Origin of the sequence: Pseudomonas sp. A-B-19 (genome assembly GCF_019947515.1) — a bacterium.
GTDB lineage: Bacteria > Pseudomonadota > Gammaproteobacteria > Pseudomonadales > Pseudomonadaceae > Aquipseudomonas.
In genome coordinates this window covers 36,914-55,978 of sequence record NZ_JAGYGN010000026.1, presented here as the reverse complement: position 1 = coordinate 55,978, position 19,065 = coordinate 36,914, and the positions used below count along the sequence as shown (strand labels likewise).

At 59.3% G+C, this 19,065-nt stretch carries 16 protein-coding genes; 8 read left to right on the top strand and 8 right to left on the bottom strand.

Annotation, left to right across the window (positions count from 1 at the left end; genetic code table 11):
* Window positions 1-97 precede the first annotated feature (97 nt).
* Both KGA81_RS23840 and KGA81_RS23835 read right to left on the bottom strand, forming a co-directional pair.
* Window positions 98-577, bottom strand: coding sequence for a DUF934 domain-containing protein (locus KGA81_RS23840; RefSeq protein WP_223549076.1), 480 nt, complete (start codon window positions 575-577; stop codon window positions 98-100).
* Window positions 574-2,247 (bottom strand): nitrite/sulfite reductase, encoded by a 1,674-nt coding sequence (locus KGA81_RS23835; RefSeq protein WP_223549075.1) that lies wholly within the window; start codon window positions 2,245-2,247, stop codon window positions 574-576. The genes KGA81_RS23840 and KGA81_RS23835 overlap by 4 nt, the downstream gene beginning before the upstream one ends.
* A gap of 250 nt (window positions 2,248-2,497) precedes the next feature.
* Between KGA81_RS23835 and ccoN the strand changes: the two genes are divergently transcribed.
* Window positions 2,498-3,925: a cytochrome-c oxidase, cbb3-type subunit I gene (ccoN, locus tag KGA81_RS23830; protein ID WP_223549074.1), complete on the top strand. Its 1,428-nt coding sequence runs from the start codon at window positions 2,498-2,500 to the stop codon at window positions 3,923-3,925.
* Entirely contained in the window at window positions 3,925-4,146 is a 222-nt protein-coding gene (locus KGA81_RS23825; protein ID WP_223549073.1) for a cbb3-type cytochrome c oxidase subunit 3, read from the top strand. Before ccoN ends, KGA81_RS23825 begins: the two co-directional genes overlap by 1 nt.
* A gap of 26 nt (window positions 4,147-4,172) precedes the next feature.
* Here the strand turns inward: KGA81_RS23825 and KGA81_RS23820 are convergent, their stop codons facing one another.
* From KGA81_RS23820 to KGA81_RS23805, 4 genes are all read right to left on the bottom strand, one after another.
* The gene (locus KGA81_RS23820) at window positions 4,173-4,667 is read right to left on the bottom strand and encodes a hypothetical protein (RefSeq protein WP_223549071.1); all 495 of its coding nucleotides are present in this window, start codon (window positions 4,665-4,667) and stop codon (window positions 4,173-4,175) included.
* Window positions 4,668-4,782: 115 nt separating this feature from the next.
* Window positions 4,783-5,304, bottom strand: coding sequence for a GNAT family N-acetyltransferase (locus KGA81_RS23815; protein WP_223549069.1), 522 nt, complete (start codon window positions 5,302-5,304; stop codon window positions 4,783-4,785).
* A gap of 111 nt (window positions 5,305-5,415) precedes the next feature.
* Window positions 5,416-6,393, bottom strand: a complete 978-nt coding sequence (locus tag KGA81_RS23810) for a LysR family transcriptional regulator (RefSeq protein WP_223549067.1) — start codon at window positions 6,391-6,393, stop codon at window positions 5,416-5,418.
* A gap of 73 nt (window positions 6,394-6,466) precedes the next feature.
* Window positions 6,467-6,907: a carboxymuconolactone decarboxylase family protein gene (locus tag KGA81_RS23805; protein WP_223549065.1), complete on the bottom strand. Its 441-nt coding sequence runs from the start codon at window positions 6,905-6,907 to the stop codon at window positions 6,467-6,469.
* Between the two features lie 207 nt (window positions 6,908-7,114).
* Between KGA81_RS23805 and KGA81_RS23800 the strand changes: the two genes are divergently transcribed.
* The 4 genes from KGA81_RS23800 to KGA81_RS23785 all read left to right on the top strand — a co-directional run bounded on the left by KGA81_RS23800 (window position 7,115) and on the right by KGA81_RS23785 (window position 10,585).
* Window positions 7,115-8,548 carry a PLP-dependent aminotransferase family protein gene (locus tag KGA81_RS23800; protein ID WP_223549063.1) on the top strand — a complete coding sequence of 478 codons (1,434 nt, stop codon included), beginning with the start codon at window positions 7,115-7,117 and terminating at the stop codon, window positions 8,546-8,548.
* Window positions 8,549-8,671: 123 nt separating this feature from the next.
* Window positions 8,672-8,965, top strand: coding sequence for a putative quinol monooxygenase (locus KGA81_RS23795; RefSeq protein ID WP_046037161.1), 294 nt, complete (start codon window positions 8,672-8,674; stop codon window positions 8,963-8,965).
* Between the two features lie 269 nt (window positions 8,966-9,234).
* On the top strand, window positions 9,235-9,645 hold the full coding sequence (locus tag KGA81_RS23790) for a cupin domain-containing protein (protein WP_223549060.1): 411 nt from the start codon (window positions 9,235-9,237) through the stop codon (window positions 9,643-9,645).
* Window positions 9,646-9,874: 229 nt separating this feature from the next.
* Window positions 9,875-10,585 (top strand): ATPase, encoded by a 711-nt coding sequence (locus tag KGA81_RS23785; protein WP_223549058.1) that lies wholly within the window; start codon window positions 9,875-9,877, stop codon window positions 10,583-10,585.
* Window positions 10,586-10,808: 223 nt separating this feature from the next.
* On the opposite strand, the gene KGA81_RS23780 is transcribed toward KGA81_RS23785, so the two are convergent.
* Window positions 10,809-15,704 carry an NAD-glutamate dehydrogenase gene (locus KGA81_RS23780; RefSeq protein WP_223549055.1) on the bottom strand — a complete coding sequence of 1,632 codons (4,896 nt, stop codon included), beginning with the start codon at window positions 15,702-15,704 and terminating at the stop codon, window positions 10,809-10,811.
* Window positions 15,705-16,193: 489 nt separating this feature from the next.
* Window positions 16,194-17,606, bottom strand: coding sequence for a hypothetical protein (locus KGA81_RS23775; RefSeq protein ID WP_223549052.1), 1,413 nt, complete (start codon window positions 17,604-17,606; stop codon window positions 16,194-16,196).
* Window positions 17,607-18,064: 458 nt separating this feature from the next.
* On the opposite strand from KGA81_RS23775, the gene KGA81_RS30290 reads away from it, so the two are divergent.
* Window positions 18,065-18,268 (top strand): AMP-binding protein, encoded by a 204-nt coding sequence (locus KGA81_RS30290; RefSeq protein ID WP_411736574.1) that lies wholly within the window; start codon window positions 18,065-18,067, stop codon window positions 18,266-18,268.
* A 318-nt stretch (window positions 18,269-18,586) separates the two neighbouring features.
* Window positions 18,587-18,940 (top strand): hypothetical protein, encoded by a 354-nt coding sequence (locus KGA81_RS23770; protein ID WP_223549049.1) that lies wholly within the window; start codon window positions 18,587-18,589, stop codon window positions 18,938-18,940.
* Window positions 18,941-19,065 lie beyond the last annotated feature (125 nt).

Below are 19,065 nucleotides of genomic sequence, written 5' to 3'. Positions count from 1 at the left end.
CGCTCCGACGATGGCGTTACAGGCGACGCGTTTATCCAAAAAATCGCGCTTTCGTTGACGTCCATCGCGAGCGAGCTCGCTCCTACGGGGACCGAATTCAGCGGCGCCTGAACAACGGCCGCGGCTCAATCACCGAGCGCCCGTACAACACGCTCATCCCCGCCAATCCCTTCAATGCATCTTCTGCGGATTTGTCTTCACGCACGGCAAAGCTGTCGAAGCCGCATTGGCGCATGTGGCTGAGTTGATCGCGCAAGACATCGCCAATGGCGCGCAACTCGCCGGCCCAGCCCAATCGCGTGCGCAGCAGATACGCCTGGCTGTACCCGCGGCCATCGCGAAAATTCGGAAAATCCAGGGCGATCAGGGGCAATTGGGCAAACCATGGCTGAAGGCTTTCCACTTCATCGTCCGGCCCCAGCCACACACCGCTTTGCGACGGGTTTTCCAGCCAACGGCTCAGCGGCAGAATCGCGGCACCCACGGGCAGCGGTGCTTGCGGGTCGCGCACGAGCTTCCATGGATCATCCGCGACAATCCGCGCCATGCCCTCTTCCAGCCGCAACAGATTGTTCATGCCGACACCTCCAGCACTTTCGCATAGACCGCCTCCTTGAACGGCTCCAGCCCGATCCGTTGGAAAGCGTCGACGAACAGTTCCTCGTTCTCGCGATACCGCACGAAGGTGTCGATGATGCGCTCGATCACCTCGGGCACTTCGGCGGCGCTGAAGGACGGGCCAATGACCTTGCCCAACGCGCTGTGCTTGCCCTGGGCGCCGCCGAGGGTGATCTGGTACCACTCGGCGCCGTTCTTATCGACCCCCAGAATGCCGATGTTGCCGATGTGATGGTGACCGCAGGCATTCATGCAGCCGGAGATATTGAGGCTGATGTCGCCCAGGTCGTGCAGGTAGTCGAGGTCCTCGAAGCGTGCGGCAATAGCCTTGGCGATAGGGATAGACTTGGCGTTGGCCAGCGCGCAGAAGTCGCCACCGGGGCAGGCGATGATGTCGGTGAGCAATCCGGCGTTGGCGCTGCCCAGATTGTGTGCGCAGGCCAGGCGCCACAGGGTGAACAGATCGGCCTTGGACACGTCAGGCAGGACGATATTCTGCTCATGGGCAATGCGGATTTCACCGAAGCCGAAGCGTTCGGACCACTCGGCCACCGCCTCCATCTGTCCGGTAGTGACATCGCCCGGTGGCGCAGCGCTGCCGGGCTTGGTCGACAACACTACGCTGGCATAACCCGATACTTTGTGCGGCTGCACGTTACGCTGCACCCAACGAGCGAACGCCGGGTTTTCGGCCAGGTGCGTACCGAAATCCAGGTTGGTGTCGGACAGATCACGATACGACGGTGCGACGAACGCACTGGCCACACGCTCGAACTCGTCCAGGGTCAGTTGCGCCGGGCCGTCCTTGAGGTACTGCCACTCTTGCTCCACTTCCCGGGCGAAGGCTTCGATGCCCAGGGCTTTGACCAGAATCTTGATTCGCGCCTTGTACTTGTTGTCCCGCCGGCCATGGCGGTTATACACCCGCAGCACCGCCTCTACGTATGACAGCAGGTGCTGCCACGGCAAGCCTTCGCGGATCTGCAAGCCGAGGATCGGCGTGCGCCCCAGACCCCCGCCCACCATGACTCGCAAGAGCATCTGTCCTTCGCAACCCGGGTAAAGATAAAGGCCGATGTCATGCATCATGATCGCCGCGCGGTCCTGCTCGGCCGAGCAGATGGCGATCTTGAACTTGCGCGGCAGGAACAGGAATTCCGGGTTGATGGTCGACCACTGCCGCAGAATTTCCGCCAATGGCCGCGGATCAATCATTTCGTCGGCCGCAACCCCGGCAAAGGCTTCAGTGGTGATGTTGCGCACGCAGTTGCCAGAGGTCTGGATCGCATGCATTTCCACCTCGGCCAGGCGTTCGAGGATGTCCGGCACCTGGGCCAGTTCGATCCAGTTGAACTGCATGTTCTGCCGGGTGGTGAAATGGCCGTAGCCGCGATCGTAATCCCGGGCGATGCTCGCCAACGTCCGTATCTGCCGGGCACTCAGCGTGCCGTAGGGAATCGCCACCCGCAGCATGTAGGCGTGCTTTTGCATGTACAGGCCGTTCTGCAGGCGCAACGGCAGGAACTCTTCTTCGTTCAGCTCACCGGCCATGAAGCGCTCGACCTGATCACGGAACTGCGCAACCCGTTCGAACACCAGCGCCCGGTCGTAGTCGTCGTACTGATACATGTAAATACCCCATCAGGATTCACCGCATTCCCCTGTCGGTGGGTATGCGGTTGTTGTGTGGGGCTGACTATGGACGTGCGGCGCAGCCCATTACAGATTCACCTTCTTGCAAAAAAACCGGATCAGATCCAGGCCATCCAGGCTGGCGACGCTGTACATCTGATCCGCACAAATGAAATATTCCTGAGCCTGTTTTGTTTTTGCCACGGTTTTTACAGTGCACGTCATTGCAACCGTGGAAGCATCGATCATGAGCACAACAACTATCGGACAGGCCTATAACTACAAGGTCGTGCGCCAATTCATCGTGGCAACCGTAATCTGGGGTGTCGTAGGGATGGCGATGGGCGTGTGGATCGCCTCGCAACTGGTGTGGCCGCAGATGAACCTGGACCTGCCGTGGACCACCTTCGGGCGCTTGCGCCCGCTGCACACCAGCCTGGTGATTTTCGGTTTCGCCGGCAGCGCGCAATTCGCCGCCAGCTATTACGCGGTGCAGCGTACCTGCCAGGTGCGGCTGTTCTCGGACACACTCGCCGCCTTCACGTTCTGGGGCTGGCAGTCGGTGATTGTAGTGATGCTGATCACCCTGCCGCTGGGCTACACCACCACCAAGGAGTACGCCGAAATCGAATTTACCGGCGCGGTGTGGATGACCGTGGTCTGGGTTGCATACGCCGTGGTGTTCTTCACTACCCTGGTGCAACGCAAGACCAGGCACATCTACGTTGGCAACTGGTTCTTCGGTGCATTCATCGTGGTCATCGCCATGCTGCACGTGGTCAATCACCTGTCGATTCCAGTCGACTGGTTCAAGTCCTATCCGGTGTATTCCGGGGCCACCGACGCCATGGTGCAATGGTGGTACGGGCACAACGCCGTGGGCTTTTTCCTGACCACCGGTTTCCTCGGGATGATGTATTACTTCGTGCCGAAACAGGTGAGCCGGCCGGTGTATTCCTATCGCCTGTCAATTGTGCACTTCTGGGCGCTGATCACTCTGTACATCTGGGCCGGTCCCCACCACTTGCACTACACCGCGCTGCCGGACTGGGCGCAGTCGCTGGGCATGGCCATGTCGCTGATCCTGCTGGCGCCGAGTTGGGGCGGGATGATCAACGGCATGATGACCCTGTCCGGTGCCTGGCATAAGTTGCGCAGCGACCCGATCCTGCGTTTCCTGGTGCTGTCCCTGGCCTTCTACGGCATGTCGACCTTCGAAGGGCCGATGATGGCGATCAAGACCGTCAACGCCCTCTCCCACTACACCGACTGGACCATCGGCCACGTACACGCAGGCGCCTTGGGCTGGGTAGCGATGATTACCTTCGGTGCGACCTATCACATGGTGCCGAAGGTATTCGGACGCGAGCAGATGCACAGCACGCCGCTGATCAACCTGCACTTTTGGCTGGCGACCATCGGCACGGTGCTGTACATCGCCTCGATGTGGGTCAACGGCATCACCCAGGGCCTGATGTGGCGTGCGATCAACGATGACGGCACGCTGACCTACTCCTTCGTCGAAGCCTTGCAGGCCAGCCATCCGGGATTCGTCGTGCGCTTTGCCGGCGGGGTGTTCTTCCTCAGCGGCATGCTGCTGATGGCCTACAACGTGTGGCGCACAGTGCGGGTTACGGACGTGGCGATGGCCGAACGCGAGGCGCGGTTTGCCTGATGATTGAAGTCATGTTGAACATTCTGGGGGTGGCATTTTTGTGGTTCGCCGTCGAGTATTGTCTGCGCCACCAGACCGCCGAGAGCCTGGACGATGCGAGCCTGATCCCGTTTGCCGATGACCCGGAAGTGGCGCGGCGGGTCGAGTTGGCGACGGGCAAGACAGTGAATGCGGTGGCGCCTGAAGTGCCGAAACCGGGGTGGGGTAACCTCGAAATCTGAGGCTCACTCCTACAGGGTTATTGGTCTCAACTGCGCTCCCGGGGAATCAGGCTTTGCAGTTGCTGCGCCAGGAAGTTCGCCTCGAACTCAAAAGTGTCCGGGTCTTTCAAGCCATTGGTCTTGCGCCATTGCCAGCCGGTGGATGGCGGCAGGCACACCAGTGACACACTGCCATAACGTGCTGCTGTAAAGCCCATCACCGCCACGCAAATCAGCCCGCCGACACCCATCACGTCCGGTACGAATTCCACCGGTTTGCCAGCGATCAGGATGCTGAGCTTTTCGGTCTTGAATGGAGAGGTCTCCACCGGAACACTCGGCCCCGACGCGACATACGCTTCGCGGTTCACTTCCAGCAGGTTCGGTGCCTTGACCGGTTCCAGCCACTGCTGGATCTGATCGAACAACGCACCAATGCGCTTCGCCCACTCGGCCGATTGCGACTCGAACACTTGCTTTTTGTGCGCTTCGCTTTCGGCGTAGTGGCGAAGCATTTCGCCCAGTTGCTGTACATCGTCCATTGCAGTGTTCCTTTGGTTGCAGCAGTACTACGGACATTGAGCATGGCAGATGCGCGCAGCCGGTGGGCAACTAACAGCCGGGAGGTACTCCTGAGGTTTGCCCTCGGTGACTGACTCATCCGGCCTTGGGCGTACGACGCAGGCGCGCCATGCTCAAGGTGTCCACCAGCACGCCGTCGCGCACGGCGTAATCCCGGAACAAGCCCTCGGTTTCGAAGCCGAACTTGCGGTACAGGGCAATGGCCGCTTCGTTGTCGGCGTACACCGAAAGCTCGATGCGCCGCAGGTTCATCCAGTTGTCAGCGATATCCAGTGCCGTCGCGAGCAGCTTCGAACCCACGCCCTTGCCCTGCCACGCCACCGCAACGCCCATACCGAAACTGCCGGCATGGCTGCGACGAATGCGTGAGAACTGCTCCAGGCCAATGTTGCCGATGACCGTCCCTTGATGCAGGGCCACCACTTTCACCAGGCGTTCGTTATCCAGCGCCAGGCGACTGCGCCAGAGCTCGGTGGACTGAAACGGCATTTGCAGGGTTTGTCGGGCGATCTCCGGGGCGTTGTACAGCGCCGTGATGCCTTCGATATGGGACTCGTTGAAGCGCTCGAGGGTGATAACGGGTTCGGTGGCTGGCATGGGTGAATCATCCTTGAAGCAGACATGGCCGTTCACTCTATAACGAACGAAACCTTTGTGGCGAGGGGGCAAGCCCCCTCGCCACAGGGATTGCAGCTTGCCGGAACATCTTCATTCGAACCACGCCCGGCGCTCGGCGAAGGTGTTTTCAATCAATTCGACGAGCATCCGTACCTGCCCGTTGTCCCCGGAATGGGCATTGACCGCCATCCACACCTGACGTCGCATCGGCTGGCCAAACAGGCCCGGCAAGGCGATCAGGCTGCGGTCGAAGTGGCTCATGTAGTGCGGCAGCAGGCCGATGCAGGCACTGCAACGGATCATCTCCAGCATCAGCTCCCAGGACTGCAGTTGCACCGCTCCGGCCAGGCGCTGATCCACCAGTGCATTCCATGGCCGCAAGCTTTCAACCTGGCCGTCCTGCTGCCATTGCACCAGGAGAAAATCGGCCAGGTCATCCAGGCATTCCGGCCTGGAAGCGACTCGCGAGTAGCGCTTGGCAATGTGCGGCAGGTAATCCAGTTGCACCAGACGCCTGGGTTCAGTGGTGGCAAAGCTTGGCCCCGGTAACGGCGACTCGGTCTCGCCCAGCCATACCACCACGTCAGCGCTGACCGCCTGCAATGACATTTCGCCGTCGAGCGTGATGATGTCCAGCCGCACGCTGGCGTTGCGCCGCAGCAGTGCAACCAGGCCGCGTCCGAGAAGGTCATGCAGGATCGAATCCGCCACGGCCAGCCGAATCAACGGTTGCTCGATCACCGGCAAATTGCGCTCATGGGCCAGGGCGAGCAATTGTGCGTGCAAGCGCAAACCATCGCGGCTGAGGCTCAAACCATTGTCTGAATGGTTGAACAGTGAACACTCGAGCTGCGTCTCCAGTAGCACCAGTTGCCTGCGCAGGCGGGTGGCCTTGAGGTTCAGACTGCGGGCGGCTTGCACGAAGCAACCGCAACGGACGCTGGCGGTGAAACACAACGCCAGTTCGGGGTCGATACTTGCTGCCAACTGGCGCCAGAAGGTGTTTTTATCAATGGCTACACGATACTCGGTAGCCCCCTGGCGGGTGCTGGTTTCCATGACTGACATATGGGACTCCCTGTCGATTTGACACTGACAGTTGCATCCTGCGGATCGTTCATGAACCTGCCATGACAAAAACTCAGGCGCTGGGCGTCTGGCGAAAGCTCACGGCCAGGCGGTTCCAGCTGTTGATGGTGGTGACGGCGACGGTCAAGTCGACCATTTCGCTTTCACTGAACTGCTCCCGGGTCTGGGCGTAGACGTCGTCCGGCACGTGGCTTTCGCAGAGCAAGGTGACCGCTTCGGTCCAGGCCAGCGCGGCTCTTTCCCGCGGATTGAAAAAATTACTGTCGCGCCAGACCACGATGGAATACAGGCGCCGATCGCTTTCGCCCAGGCGCCGCGCATCCACCGAATGCATGTCGGTGCAGAAGGCACAGCCATTGAGCTGCGAAGCACGAATCTTGATCAGGTGCAGCAGGCCCTGCTCGATGCTCAGGCTGCTGGTCAGGGCCTCCATCGCGATCATGGCTTTCATCGCTTTGGGGGACGCGCTGTAGTAATCCAGGCGGGGGGTCATGGAGGCGATCTCGTGCAGCAAGTGATATGACCTTCACGGTAGTCGCTGGCGCGCAGGCGGGACAGATCCAATCAGGCGATTTCCCCGGGGACCACCGCCACCAGACCAATGGACGGTTTTTCCACTGCACAACTTCTGTACCACCAGCGGATAGGGGTAATCTTGCGCGACGCACACGCGCCTCAACAGCCCCGGAGCCTCGCCGGTATGGAACTACATGTTGTCATTAACGGCCGCAAGGACCTGGCCGGCCAGCTGTACAACCAACTGCGCAGCGCCATCGAGTCCGGTCGCCTGACCGCCGGGACGCAACTGCCGCCCAGTCGTTTGCTGGCCGAGCAATTGGGTATTTCGCGCAAGACCATTTCCGATACCTACGCCCAGCTGACCTACGAAAACTTCCTCACCGGCGTGGTCGGCAAAGGCACTTACGTCAACGCGCGCACTTCGAAGGTGCAGCATAAACAGAGGCATTGCGAACTCGCCGGTTTCGAGGTGATCGAATCCTGGCGCAATCTGCCGGTGTTTCTGCGTCACCCGACGCTCGAGGGCTCGCTGCGCTACGATTTCATCGGCGGCGCCACCGGCAAGGGCCAGTTTCCCCAGGATGACTGGCGACGCTGCACCTCTCACGCACTGCGCCAGATTGCCGGTTCCAAAGGCCTCTACAGCCTGCCGGAGGGCTTGCCAGCCCTGCGCAACGCCATTGCCCGGCACATCGCGTTCTCCCGCGGGGTCAATTGCCAGGATGAGGATGTGGTGGTGTGCAACGGTGCGCAGCAGGCGCTGGACCTGATCGCCAGGGTGCTGATCAGTCCGGGTAGCCTGGTCGCCATCGAAGACCCGGGCTACCCGCCGGCGCGACTGCTGTTCGGCAGCCATGGCGCCACGGTGATCGGCATGCCGGTAGACGCCGAAGGCATTGTGGTGGAGCAGATTCCTCGCGGTACGCGCCTGATCTACGTCACCCCTTCGCACCAGTTCCCGCTGGGCATGCCGATGAGCCAGGCGCGTCGCATAGCCCTGCTGGCCAAGGCCCATGAGCTGGGGGCGATCATCATCGAAGACGACTACGACAGCGAATTCCGCTATGAAGGCCGTCCTGCCGATTCCCTGCAAAGCATGGATGAACGGGGGATCGTCGCTTATGTCGGAACGTTCTCGAAAACCCTGTTGCCGGAACTGCGTCTGGGCTATGCGATCCTGCCGCCAGCGATCCTCGAGGCCGTGGTGCGTGCCAAACAGCTCACCGACCTGCACACTTCGACCCTGCCGCAATGGGCGCTGGCCAAGTTCATCGCCGAAGGCTGCCTGCTCAAGCACATCCGGCGCTGCCATACGATCTATGCCGGGCGCCGCGAGCGAATCCTGGCGCGCATGGCCGGCGATCTCTCGCCCTGGTTCGAGGCGGTGCCGACCACCGCCGGTTTCCACATGGTGGTGATGTGCAAAGTGCCGATGGATATTCCATTGGTGATCGAACTGGCGAAAAAGGTCGAAGTCGGGCTCTATGCCATCGACAGCTTTTTCTACCAGCAAGCGCCCAAGGCCGGGCTTTTCCTCGGTTTTGGCGCCATCGAAACCCTTGACATCGACATTGCCCTGGACCGTTTGCGCGACATTCTGCAGCAGGTGGCCTGACCGATTGGCCTGCGGCTTTATCCGGCGATTGGCTATTGGCGGTCCCGAGGGTCAGGCCTATCCTGCATAGGCGTTATCCCTCAATGAGCAGGACTCGTCCGGCTTGATTCAGGAGTGTCAGCAATGTCCCATGAAGTGATCAATACCGTACAGGTACAGGCCGCCGCCGGCCGCTCGGATGAACTGGGTAAGCAACTGCAGAAGATTGTCGAAACCCTGCGTGAACTACCGGGCTGCGAATCCTATATGGTCGACCGCTGCCCAGAGGACACCAATCGCTGGACCGTCAGCGCCCACTGGCAATCGGAAGCGGCCATGCGATCGCATTTCAACTGCCCCGAAGTCCAGGGCTTCATCAGCCTGATCGATAGCCAACTGGCTAATGCCGTGGACTTCAACAGCTTTCCGATCGTTTAACCAATCCCTGTGGCGAGGGAGCTTGCTCCCGCCGGGCTGCGAAGCGGCCCCAAAACCTGTACACGCAAAGGGTCAGGCAGACCGCGTTTACCGGTTTTACGTCTGCTGCGCAGACGAACGGGAGCAAGCTCCCTCGCCACAACTTTTTCTCCGCTGGCCCGAAGTCTTCTGCAATTGGTCCCCTCGCCTTCCCGAATATTGGCTGTTTGATCGTTACCCCTTGCGCACTACTGTGGATTGCAACAACCAACCACCACAGGTGAAGAACCATGACCGTGTTGCGCTTCTGTGCTGCCCCCCTTGCCACCCTGGCCCTGATGTTCTGTGCATCGGCTTTTGCCCATGATCCTTCGGAAAAGGTCACTGTCCTGCAGGACGAAATGCTGAAGAACGTCCCCGGTAAAAAAGCACTGATGATCGAAGTCGATTACCAACCCGGTCAGTCGTCCATCGCCCACAAACACGATGGCTCCACCATGGCCTACGTCACCGCGGGCGCAATCGTTTCCCAGGTCAAGGGCGAGCCGGCGAGAACCTACAAGGCCGGTGAGTTCTGGTATGAGCCGGCGGGGTCGGAACACCTGGTATCGAAAAACGCCAGCGCAACCCAGCCGGCCAAATTGCTGGTGTTCATGGTGTTGGCCCCGGATGAGAAAGTGCTGATCCCATTGGAACACTGATGGCTGAACGCACAGCTATAAATAAAAAGGCTCGAATCGCGGATTCGGGTCTTTTTATTTCCTCACGCAATTAACCGAATACTTTTAAACCAAACAAAACTAATGCCCACCTGACAAGTGTGGATATTGGCCATTTAAATAAATCAACCAGGGTTTAGTCTTGAGTCACCGCCGGAACAGCTCCGGCAACTTTAACTTTCGACTGAAGTTGTTTCACTGGAGAAACACCATGAAACTTGCGCTTGTCAGTACGTTATCGATAACTGCCCTGTTAGCCGGCTGCTCCATTCCCACCGCACCGACAGCGGTTTCTTCCCTGGAAGGCATCTTCACTGAACCGGTTGGCCGCAGCAGTGCCGCGCATGTCCCCAATGGCGACGATGTCTCGCTGGGCGTTGTCTACAGCCACAATACTCAGACCAACCGTGCCTACCTTCGGGACTATCAGGCCAACGCCGGCACGGGCTTCGGGCAGAGTCTGCTGGTGCAATCGATTCATGACGCCTATGTAGCCACATCCAGTCCTGACTTCGCCATAGAAGGCATCAAGACCTCTTTGCAGCGTCGGTTTGGCTCGGTCACGGTGTACCCGGACATGCAAAGCCTCAAAGCCGCCAGACCGGATGTGGTGGCGATCATCGACACCCGCAGTCAACTCATGACGTCGCGCAGTTCAGACATCGAGTCTCATGCCAGTGCAGACTTTTATGATAAGAATCTCAATTACATTGGTACCGCCCAAGGGCACGATGCAAAAGCACTGAGTCCGGTTTGGGCCGACTACAAACGCAGTGAGGAGATAGTGGCGGATATTAACGAACAACAGAATGTGCAAGTTCGAGCGCTGCAAAAATTTGACCAGTCCCTCAGTAATTTATTGACCACTCCGACAAGTAACGTGTCGATGCTTGATAATGAATCAAGCCAGAAGTCGTATTGAAATCAGTGGCCCCATCGCGGGCAAGCCCCCTTGTAGGAGCTGGCTTGCCAGCGAAGGTCGTTAACGATAACGCGTGTGAGCCGGATAAACGCGGCGTACTTGAATGCATCGCCGGCAAGCCGGCTCCTACGGGTATTGCGTTATCGGTATTTCCCGGGATGGCGTGAAGAACCAAAAAAAGCCCCGCATCTTTCAATGCGGGGCTTTTTCATTCAACGCCTGATCAGGCAGCCGGTTCCAGCTCGGCGGCGACAGCGGCAGACACTACCGCTTGACCGCTCAATGCCAGGTCCAGCAGTTCGCGGTTGGCCACTGCGTACATGGCGTAGTCGGTGCCGCTGGCGGCACGGATTTCCACCAGCATGGCACGCCAGCGCTCGATCATGCCGTCGTTCTCCTCCATCCACAGCGCCAAGCGTGTTTCCACGTCCTGGGTGCCGTCGCCCTGTTGCAGGACCGAGATGGTGATCGCACGTTGCTGCCAGTCGACATCATCGCGGAACGCTTCACGGGCCAGGGCCTGCCAGTTGTTTTCAACCGGCAGAGCGCTGATCTGTTGCATGTACCAGGTGATGTCCAGCGCGCTGCCCACGGCGAAGTAGGCCTTGGCCACGTCCGCAGGGTCCTGGCCGGTCACGTCGGAAGCTTCGATGATCGGTAGCAAGGTGTACAGGTGCGAGGTACCAGCCACCATGCGCGCCAGCAGCTCCGGTACACCGGCTGCGACGTACGCCTGGTAACGGGCCTGCCAGGTTTCGCGGATCTCGCCACTGAGCAACTCGTCGAGCTTGAGGCCCAACTCCTTCAGGTGCGGACCGAAGTGCGCGACGTCACGGGCAGCGTTCTGCTCGTTGCGACGGGCACGCAGGAACCAGCGCGTGGCGCGGCGGCCCAGACGCATCAGCTCGTCCATCAGCTCCAGTTGCACGTCAGCCGACACCTGGTAGTCCAGGGCTTCGATCTGACGGAACCAGTGCGGGAGGTGGAAGATGTCACGCACGATCACATAAGCGCCGGCCACGTTCGCCGGGCTCATGCCGGTCGACTCCTTGAGTCGCTGAACGAAGGTAATGCCCATGTGGTTGACCAGATCGTTGGCGATCTGGGTGCTGACGATTTCGCGCTTCAGACGGTGACGACGCATCGCCGCGGAGAACTTGCTCACCAGGGTTGGCGGGAAAGCGGTTTCCATGTCGCGGGTCAGGTAGTCGTCGTCCGGCACCAGGGAGCCCAGCAACTGCTCCTTGAGGTCGATCTTGCTGTACGAGATCAGCACCGACAGCTCGGCACGGGTCAGGCCATGGCCTGCCGCGACGCGCTCGTTGATTGCCTCTTCGGTCGGCAGGAACTCGATGGCGCGATCCAGCTTGCCGCGACTTTCCAGGTCGTTCATCAGGCGCTTGTATTCGGCAATCCGCGGCAAGGCGCGGCGGGCTGCCAGGGACAGGGCCTGAGTCTGCTTGTAGTTGTTGCCCAGCACCAGACCACCGACTTCGTCGGTCATGCTCGCCAGCAACTGGTTACGTTGCTTGTCGGTCATGTCGCCGGCCTGAACCACTTCGTTCAGCAGGATCTTGATGTTCACTTCGTGGTCGGAGCAGTCCACGCCACCGGCGTTGTCGATGAAGTCGGTGTTGGAACCGCCGCCATTGAGGCCGAACTCGACGCGACCCAGTTGGGTCATGCCCAGGTTACCGCCCTCGCCCACGACTTTGCAGCGCAGTTCGTTGCCGTTCACGCGCAGTGCATCGTTGGCCTTGTCGCCGACATCGGCGTGGCTTTCGGTGCTGGCCTTGACGTAAGTACCGATACCGCCGTTCCACAGCAGATCCACCGGCGCCTTGAGCAAGGCGTTCAGCAGTTCGGTCGGGGTCAGCTTGTCGGCCTGGATATCAAAGCGCTCTTGCATCTGCGGGGAAATCGCGATGCTCTTCGCGCTGCGCGAGAAGATGCCGCCGCCTTCGGACATGATGCTGGTGTCGTAGTCCGACCAGGCCGAACGCGGCAGGTCGAACAGGCGCTGACGCTCGGCGAAGCTCGATGCCGGCTCGGGGTTCGGGTCGATGAAGATGTGCAGGTGGTTGAACGCTGCGACCAGTTGCAGCTTGTCGGACATCAGCAAGCCGTTGCCGAACACGTCACCGGCCATGTCGCCGACGCCCACCACAGTGATGCTGTCTTCCTGGACATTGATGCCGCGCTCGCGGAAGTGGCGCTGTACGCCGACCCACGCGCCCTTGGCGGTGATGCCCATTTTCTTGTGGTCGTAACCGGCCGAACCACCGGACGCAAACGCGTCGCCCAGCCAGAAGCCGTAGTCGATGGCGATGCCGTTGGCGATGTCGGAGAAGGTTGCAGTGCCCTTGTCCGCCGCTACTACGAGGTACGGGTCATCGTGGTCATGACGCACGACGTTGGCCGGTGGTACCAGGGCGCCGTCCTTCAGGTTGTCGGTAATGTCCAGCAGGCCCGAAATGAAGATGCGGTAGCAGGCGATGCCCTCGGCCGCGATCTCGTCACGGCTGCCGCCCAGTGGCAGGCGACGCGGCAGGAAGCCGCCCTTCGCGCCCACGGGCACGATCACCGAGTTCTTCACTTGCTGGGCTTTTACCAGGCCGAGCACTTCGGTGCGGTAGTCTTCTTCACGGTCGGACCAGCGCAGGCCGCCACGAGCCACATTGCCGAAGCGCAGGTGCACGCCTTCGACACGCGGCGAGTAGACGAAGATTTCGAACTTCGGTACCGGCTTGGGCAGTTCGGGAATCAAGTGCGGGTTGAACTTGAAGCTGAAGTACGACTTGTTATGGCCGTTGGCATCGGTCTGGTAGAAGTTGGTGCGCAGGGTGGCCTTGATCAGGTCCAGGTAGCGACGCAGGATGCGGTCTTCGTTCAGTACCTGAACGTCGTCCAGGGCACTGTGAATCGCCTGTTCCAGGCGTTGCTGCTTGTCGTCCAGATCGTCGCCGGTCAGCTTGCGCGCCAGGTAGAAACGGGTCTTGAACAACCGGGTCAGCTCGCGAGCGATGTCGGTGTGGTTGTTCAGGGTGCTGGCGATGTAGCCCAGGTCGAAGCCCAGACGAATCTGCTTCATGTAGCGGGCGTAGGCACGCAGCAGCGCCACGTCGCGCCATGGCAGGCCGGCGGTCAGTACCAGACGGTTGAACGCATCGTTCTCGGCATCGCCACGCACGATGTGGACGAACGCGTCCTGCAGCGTGTCGTTGAGCTGCTGGATGTCGAGTTCCAGGCCTTCGGCGGCGGTGAACGCGAAATCGTGAATCCAGAACTCGCGGCCACTGTTGTGGCGCAGGCGATACGGGAACTCACCCAGCACGCGCAGGCCGAGGTTTTCCAGGATTGGCAGAACGTCGGACAACGCCAGCGGGGTATCGGCGTGGTACAGCTTGCAGTGCAGCATGCGCTGGCCGGACACCTGGCCCAGCGGCTGGTAGAAGCTCATCACCAGCGGATTTTTTTCGTTGAGGCTCAGCAGGTGCTGCATGTCGACCACAGCCGAGTGGGCTGCGAAACGCTCGCGGTAGCCGGCCGGGAAGCCTTTCGGGAAGTCAGCCAGCACGTTGGTGCCGTGGGCTTCGCCGAAGCTTTCGATGGTCAGGGCGGCGTAGTCGTCCTGCCAGCTGCGGCAGGCCTGCACCACTTCTTTTTCCAGCAGCAGCGGGTCGATGTCGAGGCGGTTTTTCGGGTCGACGCGCAGGATCAACTGCACGCGGGCCAGCACGGACTCGGAGAAGAACGTCCAGAACTCGCAATCGGTCGCTTTCAGGCGATCCATCAGCACTTGCTGGATTTTCTGACGCACTTCGGTGGAATAGATATCACGCGGCACGTAGGCCAGGCAGTAGCAGAAACGGCCGTACGGGTCTTTGCGCAGGAACACGCGAATCTTGTTGCGTTCCTGGATCTGCACGATCGACATCACGGTGCTGAACAGCTCGTCCACCGGGGTCTGGAACAGATCGTCGCGCGGCAGCACTTCGAGCACCTGCGCCAGTTCCTTGCCCAGGTGAGCCTTGGCCTGGAAGCCCGAACGGCGTTCGATTTCCTCAACCTTGCGGCGAATGTACGGGATCACCCGCACGCTCTCGCCATACACCGACGAGGTGTACAGGCCCATGAAACGGCATTCCTTGATGACCTTGCCGTTGGCGTCAACTTCACGGATCGACACGAAATCCGGGTAAGCCGGACGGTGGACACGGCTTGGGTGCGAAGCCTTGGCGAACGACAGCAAGGTCGGTTCGCGCAGGTAGTTCACGGCGTAGTCTTCGATGCGCAGGTCATCGTAGGTCAGGCCGGCGCGCAGCAGTTTGGTCAGACCGAGGAAGGAGTCCTTGTCATAGACGATGTGGCCGCCATCGGCTTCATCGCTGACCACGAACTCTTCGTAGCCCAGGAAGGTGAAGTGGTTACCCACCAGCCATTCCAGGAAGCTCTTGATTTCGTTCTTCTCATCGGCATCGACGGCGAACTGGCTGTTGTCCAGCATGGTCAGGATGTCCCGGACCTTGGCCTTCATCGGCTCGAAATCGCCAACGGCCACGCGGACTTCACCGAGCACCTGCTCCAGCTCTTTGCTCAGCACATTGAGCTCGGCGGTGTTGGCGCAGCGGTCGATTTCCAGGAACATCAGCGATTCTTGCTGAATGTCGTCGCCCTGGGTGCCTTTGGGCAGGATTTCCAACAGCTCGCCCTTGCTGCCACGACGCACGCTGAGCACGGTGGTTTGCAGGGTATGGATGCTGTAGCCGCGGCGGTTCAGCTCGGTACGCACCGAGTCCACCAGGAATGGCAGGTCGTGGTGCAGCACTTCGACCGCGGTGTGGGTCGACTGCCAGCCGTGGCGTTCGTAATCGGGGTTGAAGACGCGCACTTGCGGTTGCGCGTGATCGAAGCGCTCAAGCAGGCGCCATGCAGAAAGGGTGCAGCCAGCAAGGTCGGACAACCGACGCTGGGTCAGCTCGTCAAGGGAAATGATGCCGAAGAATTGTTCAGCGAACAGCGCCACTTGTGGCAGTGCCTGTTCACTGATGTGCTGCGCCAGTGCCGCTTGCAGTTGGTGCTGGAAGTCGGCTTTGCTGGCTGCGGTGAAGAACGCCATCTGTGGTACTCCGCTTGGGCTTGTTATTGATGGAAGCGTCGCGTGCAAAGCCCCTTTCGGGGCTACCCGTCACCCGGCTCCTGATTCTCGGGCAGAGGAAACAGGGCGACAGGTGGGTGAAGCTGGACGAGACACTCAGGTCACATTCACCTTCCGTGAATGGGCATCTGCAAAAACGACTGGGCCGGGTGCAGCGCAATGTCTTTACGGGTGCTCATCCGTTGCGCAGCTTAACGATTGCGGCAAGGCCCATGCTTGCGGTGCTGCGACATATTCGGTCAACGGTACGCTGCTCTGGGGGCGCACATCGAACAACACTAGCAGCCACAGGCGATTTCGGGGGCTAACTGGACGGTTTTTGCGGGACACTCGTACCAGAACGACCGGTCGGGACGCGCCCGCCCCGCGTCAACCAGAAATTGACAACATCCATGATCGCCGAACCGACCATGGATGCTATTGGGGCTCATTGAAGAAACCTCGACCGATTCAGTCGATCAAGTCTTCGATCGCTTGAAATTTACTGACTGTCGCGCAGTCGTAACACATCATTCGAACCGTGACTTTGTCCATGCTGGCGTCGACGTTGCGCGAATCACATTCGCGGCAGAACAGCTGCAGATGTCCGGCCAGGTCCGCCCCGTCGGTATCGCCGGAGAAAAACCGTGGCACCAGCTCGTCACGCCAGTAGCCCCCCGGCGATCTGGAAAAACCTGCGCCGCTGTCCTTGAGCACCACGTCATACAAGATTCGGTGCAAAGCCGACTGCGGCACTCGCGAATCGCGATAGGCGGTTTTGCGCCAGTTTCGCGCCAATGCATCCTGCGCCGTGCCCAACATGCTGCCCGGGATGGTGTTGCAAGCATGGGGGCGGCCCCTGGAGTTGCCGGTGGCATAAAAGTGCGCGGCATTCTTCACCGCCAACCGCGCAAAGTAGTAGATATGACTCACCGAGAAGTCCTGCAGGAGCTGGTCGACAACTTTTTTCGCACGCCCTTGGGCACTGAATACAAAGCTCACTTCACTGGCCAATACCTGGATGTACTGAATCGACTCGTCCCGCGCCAGGCTAAACATCAAGGCGTACAGCTCGCTTTTCCAGGCGGGCTGAACAGTCCCGGACAACTCTTGATACAAAGCTCGATACAGCGCGTCGCGAGTGCTTCGTACATCGGGTTCCAACGCGACATTGGGTATCCAGCGCACGGAGGAAAAGTCATTGATCCGGTAATCGGACGCTAGATCGAAGGCCTTGATATCGCCATCCAGATCGACGTCCAATGCACCGGTCTCGTGCAAATCCCTCAACAGCGCTTCACTGGCCTCGTCAGTAGGCGCCAGGTGTTCGCTGCGGGATCCGGCGATAAGCGAGGCAATGCGCTCGGCACCGCCTACCTGGCCATCGTCCAGCAAGGCCAGCAGTGCCAGTTTCTGGACGAAGCCCAGCGAGGCATAAGGCACCGCCGGACGTGGCGTGGCGTAGCGTTTCTCCAGCTCGAGACGATCGCGCCGCGCTTGTGCGGCAATTTCCTCCTGGCGCAGCTTGTAGCACTCGTTGCAAGTGCAGAGTTTGCGTCGCCAGTGGCCGGGTTCAAAGTGATAGTGCTCGCAACGTACACACTTGAAATGGTTGCGCAGTGAGACAGGCGTGCACTTGGCGTGCCGACGCACCCACATGGGCAGGTCGCAGTAGGGACAGGTCAGGTCCTTGCTGATAATCGGGGGTAAAACCTTCAACAAACTGCGGACTTCAGGCGCAATGTTGAACTCGATTTTCAGATCGGCACTTTTTTCACCATTCAGATAGCGCTGGTACAGTTGCTCGATCTGCTCCTCGGACAGGTGCTTGATCTCATCCGCCCATTCGAAATACTGACTCATCGAAAGAGGTTTTTTTTTCATGATTGACTGCGCAATCCTTTGCGTCTGGGTGATCACGCTAAGGGATTGAATTGCGCCAATACAAGTAAAAAACCTGCGGACGGGCGTTATTTTCACCGCTCGCAAACTTCCTGCAACAGGACCTGAAATTTCCTAGGTCAAGTTAGGAATAGTCCGACAGAAACACCTCTCACAATTCAAAAAGTCGAACTTTTAACGTTTTTCCATTCATCAAACCGATAATACAAATCGGTTTCTTCCGACAGATCCCGCACCATAAGGCACAGAAATTTTCGTGGGCTGGGTGAATTGCTTTTTTGTTACGTGGCCCGCTGCGCGGTGTTTTTCACCAGGCCCGGAGGCGGACTTTCGTTTAACCAAACTGCACTTGATCGCTCGGAACCTGATTCCTCACATTGTTGGGATGACAGGGATAATCCGCGAATAAATAGCTTGTCCCTGATACAACCCATTGCTGAGTGCTGTTGTGCAAGTTTCATTCAGTCGCCTTCGATTTCTCTGTGTGGGAAATCTGGGGCGCGCTCCTGTTCGGAGGGCGCCCAGTCCTGGTGACAAACCAGACCGCTCGGGATCCACGAGACTTTCACGACTTACTGACACGCGAGAAAGTCACCGTACTCAATCAAACCCCTCTCTTCGTTCCGAAACCTTATAACCATTGACACGACAAGACCATGCGATTGGCTGTCGCTACGCTACGTTATCCTTGGTGGAGAACGCTTGGGCGCGCCGGCACTAATACCATGGATAGAATGATCGGGGTTGGTTCGGACCACGCGGATATCGTGCGCGCCGCAAAGGCAATCAGAGTTAAGCGCCCATGTACTACATAGCGAGCTGATTCCTACTCGGTTGATTCGTATGAAAATTTGAGTATTGAAGGTCCACGATAGGTAACTATGAGTCACACAAGTCGGCAGAAAATCCTTCGAGCTGGCAGAATTGCCTTTTCACCACTCTCGTCGAGCTAGGAACTACCCATGCAAATGACCACCGCCCTCTTGATCGTCAACCCTTGCGACGACGAAGAAGACAACATGGCCATGCTTTGCTGCCACAGCGACCAGGGCGAAATGTTCCTGATGAGCCGCTACCCCGATGAAGACGAGCTGGAAATCACCCTCGACGGCGAACCCTCGACGCTTGATGGCGTGAAAGTCACCCTGAGCCCTTCCCTGCTCAAGATAGAAATTGCGGCGGCCGATGCTGATGCGTTGAATGGGGACGATGTGCTGGAGATCACCTTCGATCCGGACATGGTGGATCTGGCTGAAGTGGAAGAGACCTTGCAGAACATTCTTAAGGGTACTGGCACCTTCATTAGCCAGCTCTGAATATCAGTGCCTGTTCCGGCCTCATCGTCGGAGCGCCGCCCGGAGCAAGCTCGCTCCCACATTTGATCGCGTGCCTCAGTGACGGCGTGATCCCCTGTGGGAGCGAGCTTGCTCGCGATGGCGTC

Bases quoted from the DNA above. Each gene is read 5' to 3' on its own strand.
- KGA81_RS23775 (WP_223549052.1), bottom strand. From the start codon at position 17,606: ATGAAAAAAAAACCTCTTTCGATGAGTCAGTATTTCGAATGGGCGGAT.
- KGA81_RS23840 (WP_223549076.1), bottom strand. From the start codon at position 577: ATGAACAATCTGTTGCGGCTGGAAGAGGGCATGGCGCGGATTGTCGCG.
- KGA81_RS23790 (WP_223549060.1), top strand. From the start codon at position 9,235: ATGACCGTGTTGCGCTTCTGTGCTGCCCCCCTTGCCACCCTGGCCCTG.
- KGA81_RS23785 (WP_223549058.1), top strand. From the start codon at position 9,875: ATGAAACTTGCGCTTGTCAGTACGTTATCGATAACTGCCCTGTTAGCC.
- ccoN (WP_223549074.1), top strand. From the start codon at position 2,498: ATGAGCACAACAACTATCGGACAGGCCTATAACTACAAGGTCGTGCGC.
- KGA81_RS23780 (WP_223549055.1), bottom strand. From the start codon at position 15,704: ATGGCGTTCTTCACCGCAGCCAGCAAAGCCGACTTCCAGCACCAACTG.
- KGA81_RS23810 (WP_223549067.1), bottom strand. From the start codon at position 6,393: ATGTCAGTCATGGAAACCAGCACCCGCCAGGGGGCTACCGAGTATCGT.
- KGA81_RS23795 (WP_046037161.1), top strand. From the start codon at position 8,672: ATGTCCCATGAAGTGATCAATACCGTACAGGTACAGGCCGCCGCCGGC.
- KGA81_RS23825 (WP_223549073.1), top strand. From the start codon at position 3,925: ATGATTGAAGTCATGTTGAACATTCTGGGGGTGGCATTTTTGTGGTTC.
- KGA81_RS23815 (WP_223549069.1), bottom strand. From the start codon at position 5,304: ATGCCAGCCACCGAACCCGTTATCACCCTCGAGCGCTTCAACGAGTCC.
- KGA81_RS23835 (WP_223549075.1), bottom strand. From the start codon at position 2,247: ATGTATCAGTACGACGACTACGACCGGGCGCTGGTGTTCGAACGGGTT.
- KGA81_RS23805 (WP_223549065.1), bottom strand. From the start codon at position 6,907: ATGACCCCCCGCCTGGATTACTACAGCGCGTCCCCCAAAGCGATGAAA.
- KGA81_RS23800 (WP_223549063.1), top strand. From the start codon at position 7,115: ATGGAACTACATGTTGTCATTAACGGCCGCAAGGACCTGGCCGGCCAG.
- KGA81_RS23770 (WP_223549049.1), top strand. From the start codon at position 18,587: ATGCAAATGACCACCGCCCTCTTGATCGTCAACCCTTGCGACGACGAA.
- KGA81_RS23820 (WP_223549071.1), bottom strand. From the start codon at position 4,667: ATGGACGATGTACAGCAACTGGGCGAAATGCTTCGCCACTACGCCGAA.